Here is a 13,309-nt window from a genome sequence, read left to right on the forward strand (position 1 = left end):
CCAGAGGCGCGTTGGTGCCACTGCTCAGCCCTTGATGAAGGCGAGCAGATCGGCGTTGATCGTGGCGGCTTCCGTGGTCGGCATGCCGTGCGGAAAGCCCTTGTAGGTCTTCAGCGTGCCGTTCGGCAGCAGCTTGGCCGACAGCGGGCCCGAGTCCGCATAGGGCACGATCTGGTCGTCGTCGCCATGCATCACCAGCACCGGCACGGTGATCCTCCTGAGGTCGTCGCTGAAGTCGGTCTGCGAGAACGCGACGATACCGTCGTAATGCGCTTTCGCGCCTCCCATCATGCCCTGGCGCCACCAGTTCTGGATCACGGCCTCCGACGGTTTTGCCCCCGCCCGGTTGTAGCCGTAGAACGGCCCGGCCGGGAGGTCGCGGTAGAACTGCGAGCGGTTGGCCGCGAGCTGCGCCTGCAGCCCGTCGAACACCTCCTTCGGCAAGCCTCCCGGATTGGCCGGCGTCTGCACCATCAAGGGCGGCACCGCGCTGAGGATCGCCGCCTTGGCCACCCGGCTCTCGCCGTGCCGCGCGATATAGTGCACGACCTCGCCGCCGCCGGTGGAGTGGCCGACGTGAACCGCATTCCTCAGCTTGAGATGCAAGGTGAGCGCCGCGAGATCGTCGGCATAATGGTCCATGTCGTGCCCGTCGGAGACCTGGGTGGAGCGGCCATGGCCGCGGCGATCGTGGGCGATGACGCGAAAGCCGTGATTGAGGAAGAACAGCATCTGGCTGTCCCAATCGTCCGAAGACAGCGGCCAGCCATGGCTGAACACGATTGGCTGTCCCGAGCCCCAATCCTTGTAGAAAATCTCGACGCCGTCCTTGGTGGTGACGGTGGGCATGGAGCTGCTCCTGTTCTGGCCGTCATGCCGGGCGCACGTCGCAGCGTGGCCTGCAATCGGGTGCGGTTGACTTCGGATGACGGGCCGGCGCGGCCGCCTGGCCCGACTCACGTGCCGATCAGGCGAACGCCATCGGCCTGAACCGGCGCCACGCGCCGATGATCACGAGGACGAAGAACAGCAGCACGATGCCCTGCACGACGGCGAACACCGGCCCGGACGGCGGGTTGGGCGGCACCGCCGGTGCCAGCGCCTGCAGTGCCGGTATCTTGAGGAAGCTCTGAATCACCAGCACGAAGACGTTGAGATAGAGCGAGACCATCGCGGTCACGACATAGATCGGGCGCCAGACACCGTTGAGCCGCATCCCATAGAGCGCGATGCAGGCGATCGCGAGCAGCACCAGCGAGAGAATGCCGATCATATGCGAGGGCAGGAGCTGCGTGAACGGAAACAGAAATCCGGTGGCGCTGGTCAGGATCGTGAACAGGAGGAAGATCGCGGTCAGTCCGGGCATCGGCTTCGAGCCGAGCAGGCCGGACATCACGACCAGGCCGCTCGCGATTGCAATCAGACTGATGATCACGTGGACCATCGTCACCGTTGCCAGACTCATGCCCAGGATCATGTGACGCCACTCCCCGTTGAGGACCCGAGATCAGGTTACGATGCGTCCTGGAGAATTGCTAGTTGGAAGGACGGCCAACATCTCATCCAAAGCCGAAGCAGGGCTTTTTTGAAAGAGTAAGGCCTTTTTGAAAGTATCACCCGAACGTCACATTCCTGCGTGCGATGAGAAGCGCACTCAGTAATAGCGCGGGATCGGTCCGTCCTGTGGCGTCTTGCGCCCTGACAGATCGAACAGCACCTCGTCGACATAGCACCAGCCCCAACCTTCCGGCGGGTCATAACCTTCGATGACGGGATGGCCGGTGGCGTGGAAATGGGCGGTTGCATGCTTGTTGGGCGAGTCGTCGCAGCAGCCGACATGACCGCAGGTGCGGCAGATCCGCAAATGCAGCCAGCGGCTGCCGCTCTTCAGGCATTCCTCGCAGCCACGCGCGCTCGGCGTGACGTCCTTGATACCGGCGATGTGCGTGCAGCTCTTTGACATGATCTAGAGGGGGGCGTTCTCATTGTCGGCGAGGAAACCGTGCAAGGCCGCAACCACCTGCGCGCCCTCGCCGATCGCGCCGCCGACCCGCTTGACCGATCCAGAGCGGACGTCGCCGACCGCGAACACGCCGGGCACCGTGGTTTCGAGATGCGGCACGGCGCGCATCCCTTCGCCGCTCTGAACGCCGGTCAGCACGAAACCGCCGCGATCGACCTGCACCCCGCAGCCCTCGAGCCAGGCGGTGGCGGGATCAGCGCCGACGAACAGGAAGAGATTGCGGCTATCGAGAGTGAATTCGTCGGGCGCGAGCCGGCTGCGCCAGCGCACGCGCTCGAGCGTCTCGGCGCCCTCGAGACCGACCACTTCGGTGTTGAACATCAGCTCGATGTTCGGTGTCGCCTCGATGCGTTCGATCAGGTAGCGCGACATGCTGGCCCCGAGGCCGCCACCGCGGATCATCATGTGGACCTTGCGGGCATGGGTCGACAGGAACACCGCGGCCTGGCCCGCGGAATTGCCGCCGCCGACCAGCACGACATCCTGGTCGGCACACAGCCGCGCCTCGATCGGCGAGGCCCAGTACCAGACGCCGCGGCCCTCGAAGGCTTCGAGATTGTCGATCCTGGGCCGGCGGTAGCGGGCCCCGCTTGCGACCACGACCGACTTGGCGCGCAGCGTGTGCCCGCATTCGGTCGCGAGCGCAAAGGCGCCGGAGGCTTTCGAACAGTCGAGCGACTTGATCGAGACCGGAATCAGCATCTCGGCGCCGAACTTCTGCGCCTGGTTGAAGGCGCGGCCGGCGAGCGCAAGCCCGGAGATACCGGTTGGGAAACCCAGATAATTCTCGATCCGCGCGCTGGCGCCAGCCTGGCCGCCATAGGCACGCGAGTCGAACACCGCGACCGACAGTCCTTCGGACGCCGCATAGACCGCGGTCGCAAGGCCCGCCGGGCCGCTGCCGATCACGGCGACATCGTAGAGCTTGTCGTGCGCATGGCTGCCGATCATGCCCATTGCCAGCGCCAGCGCCGTCTCGCTTGGATTGCGCAGCACCGTGCCATTGGGGCAGACGACCAGCGGCAGGTCATCGCGGGAGGCCGAATAGCGCGCGATGAGATCGGCGGCGTCCTTGTCGGTCTCCGGATCGAGGAAATGATGCGGCTGTCCGTTGCGTGAGAGGAAGTTCTGCAGCCGCGCCATGCTGCCGAGCGACGCCGGGCCGATCAGCACCGGCCCGCCGACGCCGCCCTGGATCAGGCTGACGCGGCGCAGGATCAGCGCGCGCATGATGCGCTCGCCGAGATCGGCCTCGGCGACCAAGAGCGCGCGCAATTTGTCGGGCCGAATCAACAGCGTCTCGACGTCGCCCTCGGCGCGACCATCTACCAGCGCAACGCGCCCGGCGAGCTGGCCGATTTCGGCGAGAAATTGTCCCGGTCCCTGGTCGATGATGGGCGTGACACGGCCGAGGCCGTCGCGCTGGGTGAACGAGACGTTGCCCGACAGCACCACGAACATGCCGGGGCCGGGCTTGCCGGTTTCGAACAGCGCATCGCCGTGTTGGAAGGAGCGTGGTTCGCCGAAGCGGCGCATCCGCTCGATCTCTGGCGCCGTCAGGGCCGGGAAAGTCTGCTCATGACGCGGAAAGGCGTAGGTGGTTGCGTTCAGTCGATTGATCCTCGCCTCGTCTACAGCCATCTCACCGACCCGATCTTCGAACAAACACACACGATCCCGGCTAACGCTCGGGCTCGTTTCCGCCTGCGTCATCTAAGGGGACCGCGGCCGCTTCGGAAGATGCAGCGTCGCCGCGACCGCGCGCCTGGGACTTTCGCCGCTTCAGGTTCGCGCGCAGGGCCAGTTTCAACCGGTCCTGCCGTGAATCCTTCACGCGAGGACCGCCTGGATCGTCGCCCTTGTCAGGATCGCCTGTCACTTTCAAAACCCGCACCCGCCGGTGCCTGCCACGGCGAAGGATAGACAATGGCCGCCGCCGGCGCACCGGCCGCCCGACAGTCAGCGCGCGTTTTCTGGCATGATTCGGGCGTCGATTGGCGCCAAACGCAGGCGCTTCGCGCGATCGGGAACCAAATCAACCCGGAACCGGCCGAATTGGCCGGGATCGCTGATCCACAATGCCAATTTCGGCCGGCTTCAACTCCTGCGAACGCGCCCTTTTGCTTGCGCCTCACTGGGCCCTGTGGCAAGAACCGCCCCGCCCGTTGGGGCCAATTGGGCCGATTCCTTTTTTCCGGGCATGCTGCCGTAGCTCAGTGGTAGAGCACTCCATTGGTAATGGAGAGGTCGACAGTTCAATCCTGTCCGGCAGCACCAGCAACAGCTTGAAATTGCTTATGCTGTCGGAGCAGCCGCTCCACATTCCCCCACGCCATCACCGTGAACGGACTTTGAACTTCCCCCAAGGATTGGGGGAAAGCGCGGGGACTCTGTTCGCCGGTTGTTCTGCGGAGTCGCTGTGATGGCCGCGCCTGACATCAAGGCCGCAGCCCTTCAGCTGCGAAAGCGGGAGCGGCATGAGCTTGAGAGTTACGACGAGTATTCCCGTGTCGTGGCTCATCTCGACGACGCGACACGGGTGATTGAATGCCGGGATCGCATTCAATGGATCGTCCAGCGCCGTTCCGGGCACCGATGGAACGGCGTCTCATTCTGCCGGACCAAAGAAGCCCTGTTGTGGTGCAGTGGGGTTAGGGCTGGCGGGAATGCGTCTCTCGATGCCCTGCCGGACCGCTTTCCGGAGGCCGCCGAGGCCAACACAGCCGAGATGGCGGATGGGCGCGGGTTAGAGAGTGGTGACGGCCTCGTCACGGCTGTGTCGCCGTCCATTGTGGGATTACCGCGCCGGTTGGACATTGGGGAACGCACTAATGTCTAAGAAAGCCCGGAGACGAGCGGCCATTGCCAAGGGCCGCAGCCCTCAAGAACGCTACGCGCTGTACCTGCATGCCCGCGTGGCCGATCTAGCGAGCCTCTTGCGAGAGATAACCGCACCGTCGGCTAGCGCCGCCGCTGTGCGCGAGATTGTCGCTTTGCTGCCGCCCTTTGGCGGCTTTAGTCCGACCCCGAACCGGCACATCACCGCGCCCGCTGTTGAGCCAATTGAGGCCAAGCGAGATGTAGCCCCGCTGCGTTTGTCGCACGAGCGGGCACCGCTCGCACCGAAGACGGCGGCGCCTCGGGCCAAGCCCAAAAGCTACGATTGCATCTGCGCCGAGTGTGGCGCGGCATTTGAGTCTCCGCAGTACGTCCGCAAGTTCTGCGGATTTACCTGTCACGGAGATGGAGCAAGACGTCGCTCCCGCGAACTATGGCTGGAAAGCCGCAGGTGGCCGCCCGGCGCCAGATCGGCGGGCGTCGCATGAACACCCCCGAGCAAATCTATCAGCGCGACGACGGCCGCTTTCAGATTGGCCTCACCGACGAGGCAGCCGGACCATTCGAGTCGCGGCAATTCGCCGAGAGTGTCGCAGCCCATGAGGCCACGCGCGCCGCTTGGCTGCGGCGGGATTCGAGACACTCACCGCCGCCGCTCGGCGGCTTTTAGCACCATAGGAGGGGAATCCAATGGCCCACACAAAGGAAAAGCCGCCCGGGCAAGGGGCGGCTCCAGAGAAGGTATTTTTATGCGTATCGGTACAAAAACACATCCGGAGGCTTTTTGCAAGCCTCCAGGACTATTCGCAAACGCGCAGCCTCAATACGCCGCGCTGAATATCGCGACCTTTCCGTTCGACGGCGCGACCAAGCGCCCGATGGTGTCGCACTATAATCGGATTGGCCTGCCGGCGAGTCAGCAGATGGCGATCCGCTTTCCGGACGCGCCAGGGCTTGCCGCTGTAGCCGGTGCCCGCAACCGCTTCACCGTGGTCGATATCGATGAACGTGGCCCGGCCGGCGAGCGGCTTCTAGCTGACGTCCAGCGTCAATTCGGCAATTCGCGGTTTGTGGTCAGAACCGGCGGCGGTGGATTCCACGCCTACTACCGGCACGTTGGCGAGGCTCGGAAGATCCGACCCGATCCGCGCAAGCCCATCGATCTTATCGGCGGCGGACCGATCGTCTTGCCTCCGACCCGTGGCGCTCGCGGAAGCTATGAAATCATACACGGCCGCCTCGAGGACTTGGTGGCGCTCGAGCCTATGCGAGCCAAATCCGAAACCGTTGCGGATTCGGCCTTCGACGGTCTCCGATCGGCTCGAGACGGAGAGCGAGACAAGAAATTCTGGCCGCACGTCGCGCGCCAAGCCCACCACGCCCGAAGCCTTGACGAACTGATCGAGATCGCAAGGGAGATGAATGAAATGATGACTGAGCCGTGGCCCGATACCGAGGCACACTCCGAGATCGTCAAGCGGTGCAAGTATTGGTGGGACAAAACCCAGAAGGGCGAGAACTGGTTCGGAGTCGGTCGCCACGTAAGGATCGATCACGCGCTCGTCGACGACCTGATGATGGGCGACCCCGACGCCTTCACCCTGCTCATGTTCGTGCGCCGGCATCATTGGGGCCGCGATTTCTGCCTCGCAAATGAAGCCTGCAATTTGATGCCGGGAGGTGGATGGCGCCGACAACGCTTCACCGCCGCCAGGTCGCGGTTGATCGAGGGCGGCTACTTCATTGTGGTCAAGCCGGCGACCTTCCGCCCTCCAAGCCCCATGCTCCTCAGACTGTCCAATAATGGCCAGCAATAAGAAAAGAACACTCTCCCCCAGTTCTCTCCCGCACCCCCAACCCTGAGACAGGACCTATGCCTATGACTAAGACCATGGCCGACACCAAAACGAAGCGCACCGAGCAAGACCTTGGCGCAGCAATTGTCCAGCAGATCAAGAACGTCCTCGCCGCCACCGACCGCGATGAAAGGGCGGCCGCGGCCAAAATCGCAGAGCTGGAAGCCGAGGGATACCGGCCGAGGCGGCCACGGTCGAGGGCCTGCCGTATGGCATGGGGTCCGCAATCCAAGACATGGCCTGGGAGTCTGATGATGAGCTTCGGGCTTGGCTTGCACCATGACCGACACATGCTCACTACCTGCTTGCACCGCTGGCGCCTACCCCCCGCCTGCCCCGCTCGTCCGCGGCCTGCAGGCCGGGGCAGGCTACCCCTGCGGCGTCGGCCAGCCCTCGAGCGCCAGCCGCTCTTTTGCGAGGCCGGATGCGGAGAGCGCACCGGTGGGCGCGACAAGGGCGCAGCGGGGCAATTCCGCGAAAAAAAATCAAGGGACCGTATCGCGGCTTTTCTCCATCACGGGTCGGGACCCTGCAACATTTCAGCGTAGCCGGGATTTCCGAAATTCAAGTTGTCTTTCCAGGAGTTACCCCAATGCCATCGGCATTTAGGCTCGAAACGGGCTTTTCTGGAAAGCCGAAAGCCTTGCGTCGGGCGATCCTCGAGGCGTTGCGACGCAGGGACAGGCTGACCGCGGCAGACATCGCCGGCGCCGTCTACAGCTTCCGGCGTGTAATGGTTCGGCCCGGCTGGCGCCGGTGCACCGTTTCGGAGTTGGTCTGCACGAGGCGCGCGCTGCGCAAAATGGTTGCCAAGGGCCTTGTCCAGGAGTTGCCCCGGTGGCGGCGGCGGAAGCTGTACAGCCTGAGCGAGGATGCGCGATGACCGACGCCGAGATATCCGAGCTCGACGCCGTCATCGCATCGTTGCGGTCGACCATAGACGAAGCCGAGGCGACCTCGGCAAGCTGATCGCTCAACGTCCCGCCCGTTACATAGCGCCGTCTCAAGCTACGGCGTTCTGCGGCCGGTCGGAAAGCCAAGTTCGCAAAGACTGCGAGCAAAATCCGATCGACCGCGGCGGCTTCGGCTTGAAAGTCGCTGGTCGATGGCTTGTCGACGAGGCGCGATATCGCTTGATGCGCGGCCGGTTGATCTGATGCGTGTTTTCGCGCGTTTGCTTTGTAGCGACGCAGCGCCGCCGCTGGCATTGTATCGGCGTCGACAGGTCCAGACAGCCTGTTGATCCTCATGGTTTGAACTCGGGCGGCGCGGTTGACGCACCGTTTTTAGGAAACCCAGTGCCCCAAGAGAGCCGAGCTTGCCGCGATTGCCGATTTGCCGAACCGACGGCGTACTCGGACCAGAAGATTTGCCGCCGCGCTGCCCCGTCTGGCGTGGACGTCGGAAAGTGGCCGCGCGTCCTAGCTACCGATTGGTGCTTTCAGTACGAACCCGCTCAGAGTGGTTCGCAACCCGCGACATCGCGGGCGTCGTCTCAATATGGCGTCATCGCCGCCGGCCGAGGTGATCGTGACGCTTGCTGGTATCTGCGCCGATGTCGGAATCGAGATCATCCCCACCACGCAACGGCCAGGACCGGGTCAGACAACGGCGCGGGCAACCCTACAAGACATCCTCCGCGATCATGGCGAGGGGCACACCATCCAGCTACTTCGCACATTCACAGAGACCGAGAACCGAACCAGGGCGCGGATCGACGCGTTCTCGCTCCACGCCATCAGCGACATCCTGATCGCGTATCCGGAGTGGGCCGACTCCGGTCTCCGCTGGTTCGAGGTATTCGATGGGATAAACCTCGGCGCCATCCAGAGGCAAGCCAGAGCGAACCGCGACGCCGTTCCGCAGCGCTGGGGACTCGGCACGCTGCTGCACCGTGAGCTTGCCGAAGCATTTGCCGAGAAGCAGGACGTCGCACCGCCGAAGCAGACAGCACGGCAGCGAACCGAGGCGTTGGCGGCGAAGGCGGCGGCGATTGTCGAGAAGAAGGTCGCGCTTGGCAGGGAGTTGGCCGCGGTACGCGCCACCGTGTCGAGCAACAGGAAGTTCGGCGCGATCATTCGCCGGCAATTCGATATCCACAACGCGACCGAAGTGGGCGAGATGGCCCGCATTGCGCGGCTGTACGGCGACCGTCCAGAGATTTATCGGACCGTCGGCTGGAATGCTTTGGTGCAGTTGTCCTCGCCGTCGACGCCGGAAGATGTTCGGCAGAAGCTCGAGGCCCGAATCCTCGAGGGCGAGCGGGTGAGCGGGTGAGCGGCCAGGAAGTGGTTCGGGCGCGGCGGCCCTAGGTCGGGTTTGAGGCGCGCGCAAACCCCTTAAAAAATAGGCTCCGCGGAGGCTCTGACGACGTCTGGGCTAGGGGTATAGCTCACCGCCCCGTTTGCCACACGAAAGCGGTAAAAAGTGCCCGTTTATCGCGGGAATTTGACGTCCCTAGCGCGAGCTCGACCAGCGGCCGGACCACCACCTCAGAACGTCGAGGGCTGATCTTCCTACTTCGCGGCTCCTCGTTGGACCGACGAACAGATAGAAGTGGCTGAATAACGGCAGCGGCTGGCTCTGGCCCGGGGGTGATAGGCGGGTGCCGATCACAGCCGGCTCTGGATCGTCAAACCATCCCTAAGTCGCTCAGGTCGAGGACTTCGCGGCGCAGCGGCCCACCAGCGTGACCCGGCATGCCTGCATTCCCACTTTTCCCGGTGATGTGAGCCCGATCACAGTACCTTCCCCCTCGCAGCGGACTTCTCTCGCGCCGGTGGAGGAGTCGTTCCACAGCATCAATTCCGGACTCATACATCGCAAACAAAGACTCACTCGATCACCTCGTCGGCGCGGGCGAGCAGCGGATCCGACACTGTAAGTCCGATTTCTTTCGCAGCTTTGAGATTGATGACAAGCTCAAACTTAGTTGGCTGATAGTAGGGAATATCGGCGGGGTTTGCGCCCTTGAGAATTTGATCAATGTCACTCGCAGCCCGGCGAAAAATTTCCACCAGATCAATTCCATAAGACATAAGCCCACCCGCCTCAACAAACGACCGAAATGGATAAATGGCCGGTAGCCGGTACTTCGCTGCCAACTCCCCAATAAGTTGTCTCTTGGTGATGTGTTCAGGACTTCCATCCACGAAGAGGGCGTTGGCGCCTGACTGCGACATCGTGGCGAAGACCTCCCGGTACTCCTCATCGTTGCCTTTATCCACATAAGACGGACCTACGACCCCGATACCTGCTTTCTCGGCCGTCTCCTGCATCACGGCTGCTTCGGGGTTTTTTTGTACGCCTAAAATTCCTAATTTCGATATTGTTGGAACGACCTCCCTGAAAAGCTGAAGTCGTTTCGCCCAAAGCTGAAGACCCGCATCTACGCTAACACCAGTGATGTTTCCGCCCGGCCGGGCCATACTCTTCACAAGGCCGAGTTGGACCGGATCGCTGGTCATCGCAACAATTGGGATCGTGGAGGTTGCCTCTTTGAGAGGGCCGACCATCCAAATAGTGATCGCAAAAATAACATTTGGATTGCGAGCAGCGGCTTCACGAGCGAGCTCAGGGTAATGGTCGATATGCCCTTCACCCGAAAAACGCTCGACCACCAAGTTGTTTCCCTCAATGTACCCGACTTGACGAAGTGCATGAAAGAACTCTCGCCAATATTTGAAGCGGCTGTTTTCAGTCAGCTCGGATACCGGATGCGATGGGTGCAGTAGCGCGATCCGGTACACCTTCTTCGATTGCTGCGCCCCTGCGCCGAGCGGCAGCATGACTCCTGCACCAACGAACGCAATGAACTCCCGACGTCGCATGCAATCCTCCTTCCAAGGACCACGCTCAAAGACAGATCGAGCCTACAGCTTCCAAATTGGCTGAGGGCGGCGCGATTAGCCGCATGCAGGAGTAGCTTGATCGTTGAATTTCCGGTTTGCGTCAAAACCGGCCGAGGCTGTTCGAACATGAGCAGTTCCTCGGCTTGGGGCGGGAGCGCAATTGGTCTCTCGGTCACCGGCAAATGCCACGGATCCGTTCGGTGACGCCTATTAACGCGTATGGAACCTGATTGGTTGCCTTCGATCGTGGCTGCAGTGCTGACGGAAATCGCGGTGCCCGCTTTTGGCCGGCTGGTCCTCTGGGTCCAATTTGCAGACTGTCTCGGCTCCTGGAGGGTGTCCGCTTGACCCCGGCAAGCGGCGGGGGCGATGTCCAAAACGCCACGTTCCAACATTTCCGAGCGCGGCGGCGCTCCAATTTTCGCGGCCGCAAACTTGGCAAAACGCAAAATTCCGTTTCTCCGTGGAATTATCTACCGCCTTATCAACGCGCCTCGGCTAACGGGGATTGCCAATGATCGAGCCGTTCTACGGCAGCTTCGACGGCCACGCTTGCCGATACACGGCGAGTGAGGCTTGGGTGCTGTGCGGCTCCTGGGAGCAGCACGACATCGCGGCGGTTCTGAATGCCGTGTGTGACGTGCCCAGGGAAGTATTCGATCAGCTCTTCCCAAGCCTGCCCAACCTGCCACGCCGCGCTTTCCTGACACCAGAGGAGCGCGAGATCATTAAGGCGCTGATGGATGGACATCTGGGCTAACCTTCGAGCAAGCGCTGGAGATGCTCAACACTGGCCGGATGTAACAACTAAAGCGCAGGCCATCGGTCGGGACTTTTTTCTCTGAGCGGCGGCGAACCACTGGCCGCCCGGATGCGTCATTTCGCGCTAGGCCGCTCAGCAGACCGCAGATCAGCGTCGGGTACTGGCCGGCGGCTTCAATGCTTGGTGCCCGACTTCCAATAGATCAGACATACGCAAAACAATTGCTCGGCTGCAGAGCGGACCTCAATTGCCATATCGGGCCGTTCGTTTGCAAAGGCGGACTCTACTCCTTCACCATCCCGGCCAGGGTTTGCATCGCTTCGATTTCGGCGGCCTTTTGATCGGGCAAATCCAGCCCTTCTTCATCCGCAAAAGAATTCGCGGCCGCTTTGGATATCGAAGAAATAGAGGGCTATGGTGAGTGCTCCCCCCATCCGTGAAAGGCGGGAGCGTATAGAACTCTCAGCCACTGGCGCCCAAGCGTCTCGTGCCAGTGATCTTGGCCGGAATTCTGCTTTCGCGGCCTGAAACCCGGCGACCGTTGGTGCCTCTGTGCTCCGCGTTGGCACGAAGCACTCGAGGCGGGGTAGCGCCTCGCGTGGTCTCTTTGCGCGCCACTCAGTTGGGTCAAACTGCGAAAGTCTCGCATCGAGCACAAGTGGTCCGATCTTGCTCAGAGATCTGACCTCACAGGGGACATGTTGAATCGGCAGCAACGGGCCAAAGGCGGACGTCAAAGGATTTTGCGGACTGTGACCCAGTTCACACCGCTTCGGTCCATTGCAGACTATTCAATTGCGAACCGCCTCGAACTCGATCGACCGCGCGAATCCGACGCAACCCGCAGGGTACGCATTTGAGCAGAGCCACTAGCTCAATTGTTATTGCGGTACTGGCGGCAATCATCCCCGCTCAGCGAACACTATCGCAACCGGCACCGGCGATCGCGGGCGGCTCAATGTCGCCAGCCACCATCCTTGAAGAAATAAAAGATCTGCGTTCGGCGCGACCCCTGTCACGCAAGGAAGAGCGCGCGCTAAGACCTTTGGATCAGTTCAAGGAATGCGAACAATGTCCTGAAATGATTGTGGTGCCCGTAGGTAGCTTTTCGATGGGTGCGAATGATGGAGAGCCGGGAAGCACCGCCGGCGAAAGGCCACGGCACGAAGTAAACTTTCGACAGCCCTTTGCCGTAGGTCGCTTTCCTGTGACGATGGCCGAATGGGACGCGTGCGTTGCTGCAAAGGGGTGCAGCCATCGGCCCGCTGACAGCGGCTGGGGCCGCGGAGATCAGCCCGTGATCGATCTGCTATGGAATGATGCCAAGGAATACGTGGCTTGGCTTTCCCGAGCCACCGGTCGACATTATCGCCTGCTGAGCGAAGCTGAGCGCGAATATGTCACGCGTGCCGGGACGACGACGGCTTACTGGTGGGGAAATTCTTTCGCACCTTCAAAGGCAAATTGCGATCCAGGCAATCGTGAATTGATTTCTGCAAGCGCCGGCGATTTTCAGGACGTCGTTGCAGGAGCACGGCCTCTACCCGTTCAATCGTTCGCGCCAAATCCATGGGGGCTCTATCAAGTCCATGGCAACGTCTATGACTGGGTCGAGGATTGCTGGAACGAAAACTACGACGGAGCGCCATCTGATGGCTCAGCCTGGCTGACCGGGAACTGTGACCGTCGCGTTCTGCGTGGTGGCGCCTTCAGCCGAACTGCCCAAACGGCCCGATCATCTGCGCGACTTTGGTCCGGCTCGCCCAATCGCTTTGTCTATATGAGCGTCCGTGTCGCAAGGACATGGACCGTTAGATCCACCGAATGATGGCGCGTCGGTTTGGAAGAAGCGCCTTGCCTCGGCAAATTTCCGCTCAGGTTCAAAACCGGCAATGCTCCGGTTGCAGATTTCTGCTTAGTCCCCAAAGCACGCATCCGCGCCCTAGAATTCATCCGCGGCCGTACGCCGCGTGCTCGC

General features: G+C 62.0%; 12 protein-coding genes and 1 tRNA gene. 7 read left to right on the forward strand and 6 right to left on the reverse strand.

What is annotated here, in order from left to right; all coding sequences use genetic code 11:
• Nucleotides 1-24: 24 nt before the first annotated feature.
• The 4 genes from JQ553_RS26185 to JQ553_RS26200 all read right to left on the reverse strand — a co-directional run bounded on the left by JQ553_RS26185 (nucleotide 25) and on the right by JQ553_RS26200 (nucleotide 3,664).
• Complete coding sequence (locus JQ553_RS26185; protein ID WP_212502910.1) at nucleotides 25-849, reverse strand: alpha/beta fold hydrolase; 825 nt, start codon at nucleotides 847-849, stop codon at nucleotides 25-27.
• Between the two features lie 118 nt (nucleotides 850-967).
• Nucleotides 968-1,477 (reverse strand): hypothetical protein, encoded by a 510-nt coding sequence (locus JQ553_RS26190; protein ID WP_212502911.1) that lies wholly within the window; start codon nucleotides 1,475-1,477, stop codon nucleotides 968-970.
• Between the two features lie 177 nt (nucleotides 1,478-1,654).
• Nucleotides 1,655-1,963, reverse strand: coding sequence for a UBP-type zinc finger domain-containing protein (locus JQ553_RS26195; RefSeq protein ID WP_212502912.1), 309 nt, complete (start codon nucleotides 1,961-1,963; stop codon nucleotides 1,655-1,657).
• A 3-nt stretch (nucleotides 1,964-1,966) separates the two neighbouring features.
• Complete coding sequence (locus tag JQ553_RS26200) at nucleotides 1,967-3,664, reverse strand: cyclic nucleotide-binding domain-containing thioredoxin-disulfide reductase (RefSeq protein ID WP_212502913.1); 1,698 nt, start codon at nucleotides 3,662-3,664, stop codon at nucleotides 1,967-1,969.
• Between the two features lie 561 nt (nucleotides 3,665-4,225).
• Here JQ553_RS26200 and JQ553_RS26205 point away from each other — a divergent pair.
• The 4 genes from JQ553_RS26205 to JQ553_RS26220 all read left to right on the forward strand — a co-directional run bounded on the left by JQ553_RS26205 (nucleotide 4,226) and on the right by JQ553_RS26220 (nucleotide 8,994).
• Nucleotides 4,226-4,300: transfer RNA gene (locus tag JQ553_RS26205), tRNA-Thr, on the forward strand.
• A 145-nt stretch (nucleotides 4,301-4,445) separates the two neighbouring features.
• Complete coding sequence (locus tag JQ553_RS26210) at nucleotides 4,446-4,862, forward strand: hypothetical protein (RefSeq protein WP_212502914.1); 417 nt, start codon at nucleotides 4,446-4,448, stop codon at nucleotides 4,860-4,862.
• Nucleotides 4,863-5,460: 598 nt separating this feature from the next.
• Nucleotides 5,461-6,678, forward strand: coding sequence for a bifunctional DNA primase/polymerase (locus JQ553_RS26215; protein WP_212502915.1), 1,218 nt, complete (start codon nucleotides 5,461-5,463; stop codon nucleotides 6,676-6,678).
• Between the two features lie 1,539 nt (nucleotides 6,679-8,217).
• Nucleotides 8,218-8,994 (forward strand): hypothetical protein, encoded by a 777-nt coding sequence (locus JQ553_RS26220; protein WP_212502916.1) that lies wholly within the window; start codon nucleotides 8,218-8,220, stop codon nucleotides 8,992-8,994.
• Between the two features lie 557 nt (nucleotides 8,995-9,551).
• Here the strand turns inward: JQ553_RS26220 and JQ553_RS26225 are convergent.
• Nucleotides 9,552-10,547, reverse strand: coding sequence for an ABC transporter substrate-binding protein (locus JQ553_RS26225; RefSeq protein ID WP_212502917.1), 996 nt, complete (start codon nucleotides 10,545-10,547; stop codon nucleotides 9,552-9,554).
• Between the two features lie 535 nt (nucleotides 10,548-11,082).
• Here JQ553_RS26225 and JQ553_RS26230 point away from each other — a divergent pair.
• Nucleotides 11,083-11,328 (forward strand): hypothetical protein, encoded by a 246-nt coding sequence (locus JQ553_RS26230; protein ID WP_212502918.1) that lies wholly within the window; start codon nucleotides 11,083-11,085, stop codon nucleotides 11,326-11,328.
• A gap of 286 nt (nucleotides 11,329-11,614) precedes the next feature.
• Here JQ553_RS26230 and JQ553_RS35345 read toward each other — a convergent pair whose 3' ends face one another.
• Entirely contained in the window at nucleotides 11,615-11,680 is a 66-nt protein-coding gene (locus tag JQ553_RS35345) for a hypothetical protein (RefSeq protein WP_409363094.1), read from the reverse strand.
• A gap of 175 nt (nucleotides 11,681-11,855) precedes the next feature.
• On the opposite strand from JQ553_RS35345, the gene JQ553_RS34655 reads away from it, so the two are divergent.
• Together JQ553_RS34655 and JQ553_RS26240 are read left to right on the forward strand one after the other, a co-directional pair.
• Nucleotides 11,856-11,921, forward strand: coding sequence for a DUF2237 family protein (locus tag JQ553_RS34655; protein ID WP_249144603.1), 66 nt, complete (start codon nucleotides 11,856-11,858; stop codon nucleotides 11,919-11,921).
• A gap of 368 nt (nucleotides 11,922-12,289) precedes the next feature.
• Entirely contained in the window at nucleotides 12,290-13,159 is an 870-nt protein-coding gene (locus tag JQ553_RS26240) for a formylglycine-generating enzyme family protein (RefSeq protein ID WP_212502919.1), read from the forward strand.
• Nucleotides 13,160-13,309 lie beyond the last annotated feature (150 nt).

The organism is Bradyrhizobium lablabi (assembly GCF_018131005.1).
In the GTDB taxonomy this organism is placed as follows: Bacteria; Pseudomonadota; Alphaproteobacteria; order Rhizobiales; family Xanthobacteraceae; genus Bradyrhizobium; species Bradyrhizobium lablabi_D.